This is a genomic window from Streptomyces sp. NPDC048331 (genome assembly GCF_043201215.1).
Taxonomy (GTDB): domain Bacteria; phylum Actinomycetota; class Actinomycetes; order Streptomycetales; family Streptomycetaceae; genus Streptomyces.
In genome coordinates, this window is record NZ_JBICYT010000028.1 from 56,092 (window position 1) to 71,206 (window position 15,115).

Sequence of the window (15,115 nt, forward strand, 5' to 3'; positions counted from 1 at the left end):
GGTACTCCGTTTCAGACGATCGGGTCGTGGACCGTGACGAGTTTGGTGCCGTCCGGGAAGGTCGCCTCGACCTGGACGTCGTGGATCATCTCGGGGATCCCCTCCATGACCTCCGCACGGGTCAGGACGGTGCGGCCCGAGGCCATCAGCTCGGCCACGGTCCGGCCGTCGCGGGCCCCTTCCAGGAGGTGCGACGTGATCAGCGCGATCGCCTCCGGATGGTTGAGGCGGACCCCGCGCGCCCTCCGCTTCTCGGCCACGTCGGCGGCCACGTGGATGAGCAGTCTCTCCTGCTCGTGCGGTGTCAGTTGCACTCGTATCACCAAGCTTCCGGGACAAGATCGACAAGGGGCGGGGTGACCCTACCGGCCTTCAACACTTTGTTGACCTGCACATATACGAACCAAGCGAGTCTTGCCCCGCGCGGGGAAAGGCTTTCCACCCCGACCACCGCCGCTTTACCGGATCATGGGTGATCATTGGCGGTCGAACGTGGCCGCCACGCTAAGCGCCGCGCTTTTCCGCCGGGTTAACCCACGTTTCAGGCAGGTACCCGGTTCAACTCCGGTGCCCCAGGCGCCCGATTCCGTATACGGCTCCGCACGCGGATGCCCCATCGAGGAGACAGATGTTCGTCAACCCCGTCCGACACATCACCTTCGACGCCCTCGACCCCTACCGGGTCGCCGAGTTCTGGTCCGCGGTGACCGGCTACACGTTCCATCCCGACGACGTGGAGGGGGACGACGAGGTCCTGCTCGAACCCGGTCGGCCCGGGGTGCCCGGGCTGCTCTTCATCCGGGTCCCGGACACCAAGTCCGTCAAGAACCGGGTCCACCTGGACATCCAACCGCCCACCGGCACCCGGGACGAAACCGTCGAGCGCCTGATCGGCCTCGGCGCGAAGCTCGTCGACGACCGCCGCGACGCGGACGGCGTGGCGGGCTGGGTCGTGCTCGCCGACCCCGAGGGCAACGAGCTGTGCATCGAGCGCAGCGCGGGCGAACGCGGCCTCCGCTGAGCCGTCCCCGGCAGGTCAGCAGCCGAAGACGCTCCGCGCCGGGGCGCCGACGCTCCAAGGCAGCGCGATCCACACCGTCTTGCCGCCGTCCTCGGTCGGGGTGACCGAGAGCCGGCCGCCCGCCTCCACCGCCAGCCAGCGGATGATGACCATGCCCCGGCCGTTGTCCTGCTGGACGGCGGCCGGGAGCCGCTTGGGCCAGCGCGGGTGGCTGTCGGTCACGCCGACCCGCAACCACTCCTGGCGCTCCAGGCGGACGTCGACGGTGAAGGTGGGCGACTGGCCCAAGGTGTGCTGCACGGCGTTGGTGGCGAGTTCCGAGACGATCAGCCGGACGCTGTCGGCGGTGTCGGCGTCATCGGGGAGTCCCCACTCGCTCAGCACCTCCGCGACATAGCGTCGGGCGGTGGCGACCGAGGCGGGATCGCTCGGCAGAGTGACGGATGCTTCCTGGTGATCTGCCATGGCGACGGTCCCTTTCCCACCCGGGGCAAAAGCCCCGGATCTGTGCTGGACGCCAGAGTGCCACTGATAGTGCCGTCACATCTGCCTTTCCCCCAAGATATGCATATATCTGTCGCTCGATGCGGTGAACTCTGCTACGGAAGAGCGTATTTGGACGGCAGACTGGTGCGAGCTGTGCCGGTGGAAGGAGGCGGGTGTGCAGCACGGTCCCGCGGTGCGCCGACGCAAGCTCGGCGAGGAACTGCGTGCCCTGCGCGACCGGTCCGGACTCACCAGTGGTGAGGCGGCCCGGATCATGGGGTGGCACCAGTCGAAGATCAGTCGCATCGAGACAGGCCGCAGCGGCGTGAAGCCGGAGGACATCCGGCTGCTCCTCGACGCCTACGGGGAGATCGTGAGCCCCGAGCAGCGGGCGCTGCTGGAGGCGCTGTCGGCCTCGGCCGCCGGCCCCGGTCCGGCGGGCGACACCGGCCGCGGCCGCCAGTGGTGGCACGACTACCGGGGGCTGTTGCCCCAGGAGTACCGGGACTTCATCAGCCTGGAGGCGGGGGCGCGGTCGGCCCGTACCGTGGAGCTGTCCGTGGTGCCGGGGCTGCTGCAGACCCCCGAGTACGCGCGGGCCGTGACCCGGGCCGCGCTGGGCGGGCTGCCGGAGCCGAAGGTGGACGCGCTGGTCGACGTACGGCTGGCCCGGCAGGCGGTGCTGCGGACCGATCCGCCGCTGGAGCTGAGCGCCGTACTGGACGAGGCGGTGCTGCGCCGACAGATCGGCGGGCCGGGGGTGATGGCCGAGCAATTGCGACACCTGGCGGAGGTGGCGAGGCTGCCCCAAGTGCGCCTGCAGGTACTTCCGTTCAGCGTCGGAGGGCATCTCGGCCTGACCGGACCGTTCGTTATTTTTTCATTTCCGGACATCGCCGATCTGGATGTAGTGGTACTCGACCATTTGACGAGTAGCCTCTATCTGGAGCGGAAGGAAGACCTTGAGGCGTACGGCGCCGCGTTCCGCACCATCCAGGCGCACGCCCTCCCGCCCCAGGACTCGTCGGAACTCATCAGCTCACTCGCTGACGACGCGTAAGGAGGCACCCCCGTGTCCGCAACCCCCTTATCCCCCAGCGGACTTCTGATCAGCGCGCGGTGGCGGCGGAGCAGCCGCAGCACCGGAATGAACAACTGCGTGGAAGCGGCAGTCCTGGACGGCGGTCTGCTGGCCGTCCGTGACTCCAAGCGGACGGACGGCCCGGCCGTGCTCTTCACCGGGCCCGCCTGGACCGGCTTCCTCGCCTCGGTACGGGCCGACGTGTACGCGTAGCCCCGCCCGGGACCACCCGGAGGCGGACGGGACCCCGGAATCGCCCGGGACCCCGCACGTGACCGGGACCCGTGGAGCGCCCAGGACCTCGGCCGATACGGCCTACCGGCCCTGGCCGTCCGTGGCTCCGGCGGGTGCGGTCGCCAGGATCGTCCCGACCGCCCGATCGATCTCGTCCCCCGTGAGATCGGCCCGGGCGGTCAGCCGCAGCCGGGAGATGCCGTCCGGCACCGACGGCGGACGGAAGCACCCCACGAACAACCCCGCCTCGCGGCAGTCGGCGGCCCAGCGCAGTGCCGCCGACGCCGACGGGGCCCGTACCGACACCACGGCCGCGTCCGGCCGGGCCGCGGTCAGGCCGGACGCGGTGAGTCGCCCGTACAACTGGGCGGCCACCTCGCGGGCGCGGTCCGCGCGCTCCGGTTCCCGCCGGAGCAGGCGCAGGCTCGCCAGCGCCGCGCCGACGGCGGCCGGGGCCAGTCCGGTGTCGAAGATGAAGGTGCGCGCGGTGTTGACCAGGTGCCTGATCACCTTGGCCGGACCGAGCACGGCCCCGCCCTGACTGCCCAGGGACTTCGAGAGGGTCAGGGTGGCGACCACATCGGGCGCCCCCGCGAGCCCGGCGGCGTGCAGCGCGCCGCGACCACCCTCGCCCAGGACGCCCAGCCCGTGGGCGTCGTCGACGACCAGGGCGGCGCCCGCGTCCCGGCAGGCGGCGGCGTACTCGGCGAGCGGGGCGGCGTCCCCGTCCACGGAGAACACCGAATCACTGACCAGCAGCGCCCGGCCCTCGTGCGCGGCGAGCGTCTTGCGCGCGGTGTCCGGATCGGCGTGCGGGACCACGGCGGTCTCGGCGCGCGAGAGCCGGCAGCCGTCGACGATCGAGGCGTGGTTCCCGGCGTCGGACACGACCAGCGTGCCCCGACCGCTGAGCGCGGTGACCGCGGCCAGGTTGGCCGCGTAGCCGGAGGACAGGACGAGGGCGGCCTCGAACCCGCAGAAGGCGGCGAGCTCCCGCTCCAGTTCGGTGTGCAGCTCGGTGGTACCGGTCACGAGCCGCGAACCGGTGGCTCCGGCGCCCCAGGTCTCGGCCGCCTCCCGCGCCCCGCGGACGGTCTCGGGGTGCAGGGACAGCCCGAGGTAGTCGTTGCTCGCGAGGTCCAGCAGCGGTGACACGGCCGGCCGGGGGCGCAGCGTGCGGACGAGGCCGGCCTCCTCCCGCGCGCGCTCCGCGTCGTCGATCCACGCGAAGACGTCCACCGGGTCGGGAGTGAGCTGGGGCATCGGCACGTCCTCGTGTTTTGTCGGCAGTCCACAGACCTGCCCCGACCCTAGCTCGCGCGACCGCTGCGCCAGGTGTGGTGATACACACACACCCATCCGGCCATGTTGTGCGATCTCTCCTTGGCCGGGGGCGGGGGTGTGGGACAGGATCGGGTCCATGGACCTGCTGAACACCCTGGTGGACAAGGGGCTGCGGCGCGAGCTGCCGACCCGCGAAGAAGCGCTCGCCGTACTGGCGACTTCTGACGACGAACTGCTCGACGTGGTGGCCGCGGCCGGCAAGGTGCGCCGCCAGTGGTTCGGGCGTCGCGTCAAGCTGAACTACCTGGTCAACCTGAAGTCGGGCCTGTGCCCCGAGGACTGCTCCTACTGTTCCCAGCGTCTGGGATCGACGGCCGGGATCCTCAAGTACACCTGGCTGAAGCCCGAGGAGGCCTCGCAGGCCGCCGCCGCCGGCGTCGCGGGCGGCGCGAAGCGGGTCTGTCTGGTCGCCAGCGGCCGCGGGCCGACGGACCGGGACGTGGACCGCGTCGGCAAGACGATCGCGGCGATCAAGGAGCAGAACGAGGGCGTCGAGGTCTGCGCGTGCCTCGGTCTGCTCTCGGACGGCCAGGCGGAGCGACTGCGGGACGCGGGCGCGGACGCGTACAACCACAACCTCAACACGTCCGAGGCGACGTACGGGCAGATCACCAAGACCCACACCTACGCGGACCGCGTCGACACCGTGCAGAAGGCGCACGGCGCCGGTCTGTCCGCGTGCTCGGGTCTGATCGCGGGCATGGGCGAGAGCGACGAGGACCTCGTCGACGTCGTCTTCTCGCTGCGCGAGCTGGACGCGGACTCGGTGCCGGTCAACTTCCTGATCCCGTTCGAGGGCACCCCGCTGGCCAAGGAGTGGAACCTCACCCCGCAGCGCTGCCTGCGCATCCTGGCGATGGCGCGGTTCGTCTGCCCCGACGTCGAGGTCCGCCTCGCGGGCGGGCGCGAGGTGCACCTGCGCTCGATGCAGCCGCTGGCCCTGCACATCGTCAACTCGATCTTCCTCGGCGACTACCTGACCAGTGAGGGTCAGGCCGGTCAGGCCGACCTGGACATGATCGCGGATGCCGGTTTCGAGGTGGAGGGTGCCGGTACGTCGACCCTTCCCGCGCACCGCTCCGACGTGGCGGCCGCCGCCACCGGCGGGGGCTGCGGTTCGAACGGCGGCGCCTCGCTCTGCGGTTCGGGCGCGCCCGCCGACGGCGACGAGGCCGCGGGCTGCGGCTCGGCGTGCGGCGGCTGCTCCGGCCACGCGCCGGCGGCCGCGACGCCCGCACCGGTCCAGGCCGAGGCCGGCGAGGTCCGCCCGGAGTTGGTGGCGGTCCGCCGCCGCGGCGCGGGGACGGACGTCGCCCCCAATGCCTGATCAGCGTGCACCGCTGTCGGCCGGCGCGGAACTGCTCGCGCTGGACCGGCAGCACGTCTGGCACCCGTACGGCCCGATGCCCGGGCGGCAGGAGCCGCTGATCATCGCCTCCGCCTCGGGGGTCCGGCTGCGGCTCGCCGACCCGTCCCAGGGACACGGTCACGAAGAGCTGGTCGACGGCATGTCCTCCTGGTGGTCGGCGATCCACGGCTACAACCACCCGGTGCTCAACGAGGCCGCCACCGCGCAGCTGGGCCGGATGTCGCACGTGATGTTCGGCGGGCTCACCCATGAGCCCGCCGTCCGGCTCGCCGCCAAGCTCGTCGAGATCACCCCGCCGGGGCTGGAGCACGTCTTCCTCTCCGACTCGGGCTCGGTGTCCGTCGAGGTCGCGGTGAAGATGTGCCTCCAGTACTGGCGTTCGCTGGGCCGGACCGGCAAGACGCGGCTGCTGACCTGGCGCGGCGGCTACCACGGGGACACCTGGCAGCCGATGGCCGTCTGCGACCCCGACGGCGGGATGCACGAGTTGTGGCAAGGTCACCTGCCGCGCCAGGTCTTCGCGGACGCGCCGCCCGCCGGTTTCGACGCGCCCGTGGACCCGGCCTACGCCGACCACCTGCGCGCCACGATCTCCGCGCACGCGGACGAGCTGGCCGCGGTGATCGTGGAGCCGGTGGTACAGGGTGCGGGCGGTATGCGCTTCCACCACCCGGGCTACCTGCGTGTGCTGCGCGAGCTGTGCGACGAGTACGGGGTCCTGCTGATCCTGGACGAGATCGCCACGGGCTTCGGCCGTACGGGCGCGCTCTTCGCGGCCGACCACGCAGGGATCACCCCCGACGTGATGTGCCTGGGCAAGTCGCTGACCGGTGGTTACCTCACGCTGGCGGCGACCCTGTGCACGGAGCGGGTGGCGAGCGGCATCTCCCAGGGCGAGGTCCCGGTGCTGGCGCACGGGCCGACCTTCATGGGCAACCCGCTGGCCACCGCCGTGGCCCTGGCCTCCGTCGAGCTGCTGCTCGGCCAGGACTGGGCGAGGGACGTCAAGCGGATCGAGGCGGGGCTGCGCGAGGGCCTCGCGGCGGCGTCGGACATCCCCGGGGTGAAGGACGTACGCGTCCTGGGCGCCATCGGCGTGGTCCAGCTCGACCACGAGATCGACGTGGTGGCGGCCACCCGGGCCGCGGTGCGCGAGGGCGTGTGGGTGCGCCCGTTCCGGGATCTGATCTATGTCATGCCGCCGCTCGTGACCGGCGACGAGGACGTGGCGCGTATCTGCCGTGCGGTGTGCGCGGCGGCTCAGGAAGGCTGAGATGTCCGTACTGATGGTGTCCGGCACGGGTACCGAGATCGGCAAGACGGTGGTCACGTCGGCGATCGCGGCCGCCGCCGTGGCCGCGGGCCGCTCGGTGGCCGTACTCAAGCCCGCGCAGACGGGTGTCGGCCCGCAGGAGCCGGGGGACGCCGCGGAGGCGGTCCGGTTGGCCGGCTCCTCCGTCACGGCGGTGGAGCTGGCCCGCTATCCGGAGCCCCTGGCCCCGGACACGGCGGCCCGCCGCTCGGGCCTGGCGACGCTCTCCCCGGAGCGGATCGCGGAAGCCGCGGAACGGCTGTCGCGGGACCATGACCTGGTCCTGGTGGAGGGTGCGGGCGGACTGCTCGTGCGGTTCGACGAGGCGGGCAACACGCTGGCCGACGTGGCCGGCCTGCTCGGCGCGCCGACGCTGCTCGTCGCCCAGGCCGGTCTCGGCACGCTCAGCTCCACCACCTTGGCGGCGGAGGCCCTGCGGACCCGGGGGCTGACCGGGCTGGGCGTGGTGGTCGGCAGCTGGCCGGCGAGCCCGGACCTGGCGGCCCGCTGCAACCTGGCGGACCTCACGAAGTCCTCGGGCCTGCCGCTGCTGGGCGCGGTCCCGGAGGGCTCGGGAACCCTCGCGCCGGACCGTTTCCGCGCGGCGGCCCCGACCTGGCTGGCCGAGCCCCTGTCGGGCACCTGGCAGGCGAGCACCTTCCTCGCCACCTGGCCCCCACCCCCGTACACCCCGACCCCGGCAGATCCCGGCCCCGCCGACGCTTGAGGCGCGGGACCCGGGGCGGAGCCCCCGCTCCGTGAACCGCACCGAGTCCAAGCCCCGCCGGCGTTCGAGGCGCGGGGTCCGGGGCGGAGCCCCCGCTCCGTGAACCGCACCGAGTCCAAGCCCCGCCGGCGCTCGAAGCGCGGGACCCGGGGCGGAGCCCCCGCTCCGTGAACCGCACCGAGTCCAAGCCCCGCCGGCGCTTGAGGCGCGGGACCCGGGGCGGAGCCCCGAATCCTCGAGCCGCACCACCCCCGGCCCCGCCACCTCCAGCCCGGCAGATCCCAGCCCCGCCGGCGTTCGAGGCGCGGGGCCCGGGGCGGAGCCCCGAATCCTCGGGCCGCACCGCCACGCACCAGCACCGGCACCCGCACCCGCACCCGGCGGCTAGCCGAGCGGCTTCACCCACCGCGTCCACTGCTCCTCCGGCCGATACCCGACCGCCCCCCACACCCGGTGCGCCCGCTCGTTGCGGTCCAACACCATCGCGTCCCCCCGCCGTCCGCCGAGCGCCACGAACCGCTCCTCCGCCGCGGCCAGCAACGCCGCCCCGATGCCGCGCCTGCGGTGCCCGGGGTGCACGGCGAGCCGGTAGAGGTGGCAACGCCACCCGTCGAACCCGGCGATGACCGTGCCGACGAGCTCCCCCTCGCACCTGTCACACCCGGCGCACCGGGCGAGCAGCAGCGCCTCGGGGTCGCGCTCGTGCAGACGCTCGACCCCGGCGAGATCGTCGCTGATACTCGTTCCCTCCGCGGCGGCCTTCCAGAAGTCCAGGACCGCACCCAGGTCGGTGGTCGACGCGGGGCCGATATGAAGATCAGTCATGGCCGAATGCCATCATCCGGCCGCGCTCCACCGAAAGTATGATCCGTTCCCTTTGCTCTTCCTTTACCATGTGGTGAAAGGTCCCTCTTGAGTGAAAGGTGTGAGCGTCCGCCCATGGGCGAGCCTCCCAGTCCCCGACATCCCCGCTCGCGACATATCCGCTCGCGACATCGCGCGATCCCCCGCCTCCTGGCCGATCATGGGACGGAGGTGATCGAACGATGACCGAGGTGCTCCTGCTCGTCGCGGCACTGGCGCTCTGTCTCGTTTGCGGAGTCTTCGTCGCCGCCGAGTTCTCGCTGACGACCGTCGAACGCAGCGAACTCGAACGAGCCGTCGAGCGCGGCGAGCGCGGTGCGGACAGCGCCCTGGCCGCCGTCCGCACACTGACGTTCCAGCTCTCCGGCGCCCAGCTCGGCATCACCGTCACCGGCCTGGTCATCGGCATGATCTCCAAGCCGTCGATCTCCGCCCTGCTCCAAGGCCCCTTCGAGGCCATGGGCCTCTCGGCCGGAACGGCCTCCTCCGCCGCCCTGATCCTCGGCACCGCGATCTCGACCGTCGTCCTGATGGTCGTCGGCGAGCTGGTGCCCAAGAACTGGGCGATCTCCTCCCCGCTCGCGATCGCCAAGCGCGTCGCGACCATGCAGCGGGTCTTCAGCCGGGCGTTCAGGCCCCTGATCAGCCACCTCAACACCACGGCGAACCACATGGTGCGCCGCTTCGGCCTGGAGCCGGCCGAGGAGCTGGCCTCCGCGCGCACCCCGCAGGAGCTGGTCGCCCTCGCCCGTCACTCGGCGAAGGCGGGCGCGCTGGAGAAGGACACGGCCGAGCTGTTCGTCCGCACGCTGAACCTCGCCGACCTGACCGCCGAGAACGTGATGACCCCCCGGGTCCAGGTCACCGCCCTCGACGTGCAGACCACGGCCGAGGACGTGGCGAACGCGACGCTGGCCACCGGCCTGTCCCGCTTCCCGGTGTACCGGGGCAGCCTCGACACCGTCGTCGGCACCGTCCACGTCAAGGACGTCCTGGCCCTGCCGGCCGCGGAGCGCCGCCGCCGTCCCGTGTCGCAGCTGCTGCGTGAGCCCCTCTTCGTACCGGAGTCGCTGACCGTGGACCGGTTGCTGGACCGGCTGTCCGGCAAGCAGACGATGGCCGTGGTCATCGACGAGTACGGCGGCACGGCCGGCGTGGCCACGTTGGAGGACATCGTCGAGGAGGTCGTCGGCGAGGTCCGCGACGAGCACGACCCGCACGAGACCCCCGATCTTGCTCCGGCCGGTACGGACGAGGCCGGGCACCTGCTCTACTCCGCCGACGGCGCGGCGCGCACCGACCAGCTCCGGCTGATCGGACTGCGTGTGCCGGACGGTCCGTACGAGACCCTGGCCGGCCTGATAGCGACCGAGCTGGGCCGGATCCCGACGGTCGGCGACCGGATGGAACTGAACGGCTGGCGCCTGGACGTGGTGGACGCCGTCGGGCGTCGGGCCTCGCGTGTGCTGCTGCACGCCCCGGCCGAGCCCGCCGAGGGAACGGAGGAGGTCCGATGACCGTCATCCAGCTGCTGATCGGCCTGGCGACCCTGGTCGTCAACGCCTTCTTCGTCGGCGCGGAGTTCGCGCTGATCTCGGTCCGGCGCAGCCAGATCGAACCGTACGCCGAGCAGGGCGACCGGCGCGGCCGCGCCGTCCTGTGGGGCCTGGAGCACGTGTCGGCGCTGATGGCGGCCGCCCAGCTGGGCATCACACTGTGCACCCTGGTGCTGGGCGTGGTGGCCGAGCCGGCCATCGCACATCTGCTGACCCCGCTGTTCGACCTGGTCGGGGTACCGGCGGGCGTGACCCACGCAATCTCCTTCGTGGTGGCCCTGACGCTGGCGACGTACCTGCACATGCTCTTCGGCGAGATGGTGCCGAAGAACGTGGCGCTGGCCGAGCCCGTGCGCACCGCGCTGCTGCTGGGGCCCCCGCTGGTGACCCTCACACGGGCGCTGCGGCCGGTGATCTTCGCGATCAACGCCTTCGCCAACGCCCTGCTGCGCCTGCTGCGGGTGGAGGTGAAGGACGAGGTGGGCGCGACCTTCACGGACGACGAGCTGGCCCGGATGGTCAAGGACTCCAGCGACGCGGGGCTCCTCGACGACCGGGCGAGCGAGCGCCTGCACGACGCCCTGGAGCTGGGCCGGCGGCCGGTGATCGACGTGGTGCTGCCGGCGGACCGGGTGGTCACGGCCCGCGAGGGCATCACGCCGGGCGGGTTGGAGTTGCTGTCGGCCGATTCCGGGTACTCCCGGTTCCCGGTGATCGACGCCGAGCGCAAGATCCTGGGCTACCTGCACGTGAAGGACGCCCTGGACGCGGACGACGAGGAACGGGACGAGCCCTTCCCGGTGTCGGCGCTGCGGCCGATCGCCCAGGTGCGGGCGGAGACTCCGCTGGACGACGCGCTGACCGCGATGCGGCGCAGCCGTACGCACCTCGCGGCGGTGCTCGGGCCGGACGGCGCGATGACGGGTCTGGTGACGATGGAGGACGTGCTGCGGGAGCTGTTCGGCAGGCCCGCGTCCACGTGATCGTTCGAGGCATGCGGTCCCCGGCCCTACGCGGCCGGGGTACCGCGCGGTAACATCACTCCGCCATGGAGATGAATGCCTCTTACACCAGTTTTGTCGCGATCGGTGACTCCTTCACCGAGGGCATGTCCGACCTGCTTCCGGACGGCTCCTACCGCGGGTGGGCCGACCTGCTCGCCGCCCGCCTCGCCGCCCGGGAGCCGGGCTTCCGCTACGCGAACCTCGCCGTCCGCGGCAAGCTGATCGGCCAGATCGCCGAGGACCAGGTCCCGGTGGCGGCGGCGATGGGCGCCGACGTGGTGACCCTGGTGGGCGGGCTCAACGACGCCCTGCGCCCCAAGGTGGACATGGCTCGGGTCCGCGACCACCTGGAATCGGCGGTGGAGCTCCTCGCCCCCTCCTGCAAGCGCCTCGTCCTGATGCGCTCCCCGGGGCGCAACGGGCCGGTGATGGATCGCTTCCGCCCGCGCATGGAGGAGCTCTTCGCCACCATCGAGGAGCTCGGCGCCCGGCACGGCGCCGTGGTGGTCGACCTCTACGGGGCCTCCGTGCTCGCGGACCCCCGGATGTGGGACGTCGACCGGCTGCACCTGACGGGCGAGGGCCACCGCCTAGTGGCGGAGGCCGTGTGGCAGGCTCTGGGACTGCCCGCCGAGCTGGACTGGCGCACCGAACTGCCGGTGGAGGCTCCCCCCGGCTGGGGCGTGCGCCGGGCCCAGGACCTGATTTTCGCCCGGCAGCACCTGCTCCCGTGGATCGGCCGCCGCCTGACGGGCCGCTCCTCCGGGGACGGCCGCCCGGCCAAGCGCCCCGAGCTGCTGCCCTACGGGGACTCCGCCTCGTAGCAAGCCACAATCCCGAGCGGTGGCCCTACCTGCGTAAACACACAGCCGTGGCCCAAGTAGAATCCCTCCACGTGACTGCCAAGCCCCGCATCCCCAATGTCCTGGCCGGCCGCTACGCCTCCGCGGAGCTCGCCGTCCTGTGGTCCCCCGAGTACAAGGTGACGCTGGAGCGGCGGCTGTGGCTCGCCGTGCTGCGCGCCCAGAAGGACCTCGGTATCGAGGTCCCGGACGAGGCCCTCGCCGACTACGAGCGTGTCCTCGAGACCGTCGACCTCGCCTCCATCGCCGAGCGCGAGAAGGTCACCCGGCACGACGTGAAGGCCCGTATCGAGGAGTTCAACGCCCTCGCCGGTCACGAGCACGTCCACAAGGGCATGACCTCCCGCGACCTGACCGAGAACGTCGAGCAGCTGCAGATCCGGCTCTCGCTGGAACTCGCCCGGGACCGCACGGTCGCCGTCCTCGCCCGCCTCGGCAAGCTGGCCGGCGAGCACGCCGAGCTGGTCATGGCTGGTCGCTCCCACAACGTGGCCGCGCAGGCCACCACCCTGGGCAAGCGCTTCGCGACCGCGGCCGACGAGCTGCTGGTGGCCTACGCCCGCCTCGAGGACCTGCTGGGCCGCTACCCGCTGCGCGGCATCAAGGGCCCCGTCGGCACGGCCCAGGACATGCTCGACCTGCTCGGCGGCGACGCCGCCAAGCTCGCCGACCTGGAGCAGCGGATCGCCGCCCACCTCGGCTTCGCCGAGGCGTTCACCTCGGTGGGCCAGGTCTACCCGCGCTCGCTCGACTACGACGTGGTCACCGCGCTGGTGCAGCTGGCCGCCGCCCCGTCGTCGATCGCGAAGACGATCCGACTGATGGCCGGCCACGAGCTGGTGACCGAGGGCTTCAAGCCCGGCCAGGTCGGCTCCTCCGCGATGCCGCACAAGATGAACACCCGCTCCTGCGAGCGTGTGAACGGCCTGATGGTCATCCTGCGCGGCTACGCCTCGATGACCGGCGAGCTGGCCGGTGACCAGTGGAACGAGGGCGACGTCTCCTGCTCCGTGGTCCGCCGCGTAGCCCTGCCGGACGCCTTCTTCGCCTTCGACGGCCTGCTGGAGACCTTCCTGACGGTCCTCGACGAGTTCGGCGCCTTCCCGGCCGTCGTCGCCCGCGAGCTGGACCGCTACCTGCCCTTCCTCGCGACCACCAAGGTCCTGATGGGCGCGGTGCGGGCCGGCGTGGGCCGCGAGGCCGCCCACGAGGTCATCAAGGAGCACGCGGTGGCCTCCGCCCTCGCCATGCGCGAGCAGGGTGCCGAGCGCAACGAGCTGCTCGACAAGCTGGCCGCCGACGAGCGGATGCCGCTGGACCGGGCCCAGCTCGACGCCCTGATGGCCGACAAGCTGTCCTTCACGGGTGCCGCGGGCGACCAGGTCGCGGCGGTGGTCTCCCGTATCGAGGCGATCGCCAAGCAGCACCCGGAGGCCGCCGGGTACGCGCCGGGGTCGATCCTCTGACCCCCGACGAGCTGAACGCCGCCCGTGACCGCGTCCTCCCGGACGTGGTCGCGGGCGGTCTGCGTGTGCTCTTCTGCGGGATCAATCCCGGACTCCTCTCCGCCGCGACGGGCCACCATTTCGCCCGCCCCGGCAACCGGTTCTGGCCCGTCCTGCACCTCTCCGGCTTCACTCCGCGCCGGCTGGCCCCCGCGGAACAGGAAGAGCTGCTGACCTACCGTCTCGGCATCACCAACGTCGTGGCCCGGGCCACGGCCCGCGCCGACGAGCTGAGCGTCGAGGAGTTCCGCGAGGGGGGCCGCATCCTGACGGCCAAGGTGGAACTGCTGCGCCCCCAGTGGCTCGCGGTGGTCGGCGTCACCGCCTACCGCACCGCCTTCGGCGACCGGAAGGCTCAGATCGGCCCCCAGAACCGGACCATCGGCACCACCCGCGTCTGGGCCCTCCCCAACCCGAGCGGTCTCAACGCCCACTGGACCGCCGAGTCCATGGCCCAGGAGTACGCCCGCCTCCGCACGGCCGCCGAAGCCGCCGAAGCCTAAGGCGGATCGGTGACCGCGACCCCTGCCATCAGCTGGTAGGGGTCCTCGGCGGCCCACTGCGCCACGTACGCCACCAGCCAGTGGGATCCGACCCGCCACAGGTGCACGTGGTCGGTGCTGTCGCCTATCTCCCCCCACGGCTGAGGTATCTCCTCCCCGCCGAAACCGCGGTACCTCAGCGTGCCCAGGGCGAAGACCTGCGGCTCGCCCCACCGGTCGGTCCCGGCCTGGGCGAGCGCCCCGTACTCGGCACCGATCTGGTCGGCCGCCTCGATCCGCCCCGTGCCGTCGTCGTCCCAGAAGTCCTGTGTCCTGGCGAGCTGGACCAGGTGGAATCCCGGGCCGCTGCTGTTTCCTCCGGTCCGGACCGGCTCGGGCGGGAAGTCCTTCGCCCGGAGCCGGTCGATCGTGTCGAGGTGCTCTGCCGTGGTCATACCGTCAGTATCCCGAGGGCCACTGACAACTGGCCCGACGTCACGCGTCCCGTCGGCGCACCGCCAGCCAGCCCCCCAGCACCGCGACCGCCGCCCACAGCGCGAGTACTCCCAGACCGGCCCACGGGCCGAGGTCACCGTACGACTGACTGCGCATCATGGCCTGTCCGGCCCGGTCCGGCATGAACTGCCCGACCCCGCTCGCCGCCGAACCGACGACGAAGGACACCATGACGACGAAGGGTATGAGGATGCTCAGGACGGCCACCCCGCTGCGTAGCACCGCCGTGAGTCCGGCGGCGAACAGCGTCATGAGCGTCAGGTAGAGGCCGCAGCCCACGACGGCCCGCACGGTGCCGGGGTCGCCCAGTGCGAGGGCGCGCTCCCCCATGAACGCCTGGCCGGCCGTGAAGGTCAGCAGCCCGGCGAACTGGCCTACGACGAGGGCGAGCACCCCGAGCATCGCGATCTTCGACAGGTAGAACCGGGTGCGGTCGGGCACGGCGGTGAGGCTGGTGCGCAGGGCTCCGTTGTGGAACTCGGCGGAGAACGCGGTCGCTCCGAAGGCGATGGCCGCTATCTGACCGAAGTTGAGGCCGTAGAAGGCCGCCAGGAGCGGGTCCTCCCCCATGCCCTCGTCGGCCTCCCCCAGCGCCGCGGCCGTCAGCGTCTGGATGCCCACCGTGGCGATGAGGACGGATATCAGTGACCAGAAGGTGCCCCGGAGAGACCGGATCTTGATCCATTCCGAGTGCAGTACGGCGGGGGTGGGCAGAGCGGCGCTCATGGTGAAGCCTCCTGGAAGTGCGGGA

At 72.0% G+C, this 15,115-nt stretch carries 17 protein-coding genes; 11 read left to right on the forward strand and 6 right to left on the reverse strand.

Annotation, left to right across the window (positions count from 1 at the left end; genetic code table 11):
- Window positions 1-11 precede the first annotated feature (11 nt).
- A complete protein-coding gene (locus ACGFYY_RS31200; protein ID WP_301372639.1) occupies window positions 12-314 on the reverse strand; it encodes an urease subunit gamma in 303 nt (100 codons plus the stop codon).
- 314 nt (window positions 315-628) lie between these two features.
- Between ACGFYY_RS31200 and ACGFYY_RS31205 the strand changes: the two genes are divergently transcribed.
- On the forward strand, window positions 629-1,021 hold the full coding sequence (locus ACGFYY_RS31205) for a VOC family protein (RefSeq protein ID WP_365281250.1): 393 nt from the start codon (window positions 629-631) through the stop codon (window positions 1,019-1,021).
- A gap of 15 nt (window positions 1,022-1,036) precedes the next feature.
- On the opposite strand, the gene ACGFYY_RS31210 is transcribed toward ACGFYY_RS31205, so the two are convergent.
- The gene (locus ACGFYY_RS31210; protein WP_393714528.1) at window positions 1,037-1,486 is read right to left on the reverse strand and encodes an ATP-binding protein; all 450 of its coding nucleotides are present in this window, start codon (window positions 1,484-1,486) and stop codon (window positions 1,037-1,039) included.
- Between the two features lie 196 nt (window positions 1,487-1,682).
- On the opposite strand from ACGFYY_RS31210, the gene ACGFYY_RS31215 reads away from it, so the two are divergent.
- Together ACGFYY_RS31215 and ACGFYY_RS31220 are read left to right on the forward strand one after the other, a co-directional pair.
- Window positions 1,683-2,567, forward strand: a complete 885-nt coding sequence (locus ACGFYY_RS31215; protein WP_393714530.1) for a helix-turn-helix domain-containing protein — start codon at window positions 1,683-1,685, stop codon at window positions 2,565-2,567.
- A gap of 12 nt (window positions 2,568-2,579) precedes the next feature.
- Window positions 2,580-2,801 (forward strand): DUF397 domain-containing protein, encoded by a 222-nt coding sequence (locus ACGFYY_RS31220; protein WP_365281259.1) that lies wholly within the window; start codon window positions 2,580-2,582, stop codon window positions 2,799-2,801.
- 102 nt (window positions 2,802-2,903) lie between these two features.
- Here ACGFYY_RS31220 and ACGFYY_RS31225 read toward each other — a convergent pair whose 3' ends face one another.
- Window positions 2,904-4,085, reverse strand: coding sequence for an 8-amino-7-oxononanoate synthase (locus ACGFYY_RS31225; RefSeq protein WP_393714532.1), 1,182 nt, complete (start codon window positions 4,083-4,085; stop codon window positions 2,904-2,906).
- 157 nt (window positions 4,086-4,242) lie between these two features.
- On the opposite strand from ACGFYY_RS31225, the gene bioB reads away from it, so the two are divergent.
- Genes bioB through bioD form a run of 3 tightly spaced genes read left to right on the forward strand, consistent with a single transcriptional unit; the run spans window position 4,243 to window position 7,574 of the window.
- Complete coding sequence (gene bioB / locus ACGFYY_RS31230) at window positions 4,243-5,493, forward strand: biotin synthase BioB (RefSeq protein WP_393714534.1); 1,251 nt, start codon at window positions 4,243-4,245, stop codon at window positions 5,491-5,493.
- The gene (locus ACGFYY_RS31235) at window positions 5,486-6,808 is read left to right on the forward strand and encodes an adenosylmethionine--8-amino-7-oxononanoate transaminase (RefSeq protein WP_393714536.1); all 1,323 of its coding nucleotides are present in this window, start codon (window positions 5,486-5,488) and stop codon (window positions 6,806-6,808) included. The genes bioB and ACGFYY_RS31235 overlap by 8 nt, the downstream gene beginning before the upstream one ends.
- Before the next feature lies 1 nt (window position 6,809).
- The gene (gene bioD / locus ACGFYY_RS31240) at window positions 6,810-7,574 is read left to right on the forward strand and encodes a dethiobiotin synthase (RefSeq protein WP_393714538.1); all 765 of its coding nucleotides are present in this window, start codon (window positions 6,810-6,812) and stop codon (window positions 7,572-7,574) included.
- 384 nt (window positions 7,575-7,958) lie between these two features.
- Here bioD and ACGFYY_RS31245 read toward each other — a convergent pair whose 3' ends face one another.
- On the reverse strand, window positions 7,959-8,399 hold the full coding sequence (locus tag ACGFYY_RS31245; protein ID WP_393714540.1) for a GNAT family N-acetyltransferase: 441 nt from the start codon (window positions 8,397-8,399) through the stop codon (window positions 7,959-7,961).
- A gap of 221 nt (window positions 8,400-8,620) precedes the next feature.
- On the opposite strand from ACGFYY_RS31245, the gene ACGFYY_RS31250 reads away from it, so the two are divergent.
- From ACGFYY_RS31250 to mug, 5 genes are all read left to right on the forward strand, one after another.
- Window positions 8,621-9,955: a hemolysin family protein gene (locus tag ACGFYY_RS31250; RefSeq protein ID WP_365276020.1), complete on the forward strand. Its 1,335-nt coding sequence runs from the start codon at window positions 8,621-8,623 to the stop codon at window positions 9,953-9,955.
- Window positions 9,952-10,977, forward strand: coding sequence for a hemolysin family protein (locus ACGFYY_RS31255; protein WP_393714542.1), 1,026 nt, complete (start codon window positions 9,952-9,954; stop codon window positions 10,975-10,977). The genes ACGFYY_RS31250 and ACGFYY_RS31255 overlap by 4 nt, the downstream gene beginning before the upstream one ends.
- Before the next feature lie 65 nt (window positions 10,978-11,042).
- Window positions 11,043-11,822: an SGNH/GDSL hydrolase family protein gene (locus tag ACGFYY_RS31260; RefSeq protein ID WP_393714544.1), complete on the forward strand. Its 780-nt coding sequence runs from the start codon at window positions 11,043-11,045 to the stop codon at window positions 11,820-11,822.
- A gap of 71 nt (window positions 11,823-11,893) precedes the next feature.
- A complete protein-coding gene (gene purB / locus ACGFYY_RS31265) occupies window positions 11,894-13,327 on the forward strand; it encodes an adenylosuccinate lyase (RefSeq protein ID WP_030719003.1) in 1,434 nt (477 codons plus the stop codon).
- The gene (gene mug, locus ACGFYY_RS31270) at window positions 13,324-13,869 is read left to right on the forward strand and encodes a G/U mismatch-specific DNA glycosylase (RefSeq protein WP_393714584.1); all 546 of its coding nucleotides are present in this window, start codon (window positions 13,324-13,326) and stop codon (window positions 13,867-13,869) included. Before purB ends, mug begins: the two co-directional genes overlap by 4 nt.
- Here the strand turns inward: mug and ACGFYY_RS31275 are convergent.
- Window positions 13,866-14,303: a hypothetical protein gene (locus ACGFYY_RS31275; protein ID WP_393714546.1), complete on the reverse strand. Its 438-nt coding sequence runs from the start codon at window positions 14,301-14,303 to the stop codon at window positions 13,866-13,868. The genes mug and ACGFYY_RS31275 overlap by 4 nt on opposite strands.
- A gap of 40 nt (window positions 14,304-14,343) precedes the next feature.
- Window positions 14,344-15,090, reverse strand: coding sequence for an ABC transporter permease (locus tag ACGFYY_RS31280; RefSeq protein ID WP_393714548.1), 747 nt, complete (start codon window positions 15,088-15,090; stop codon window positions 14,344-14,346).
- Between the last annotated feature and the right edge of the window lie 25 nt (window positions 15,091-15,115).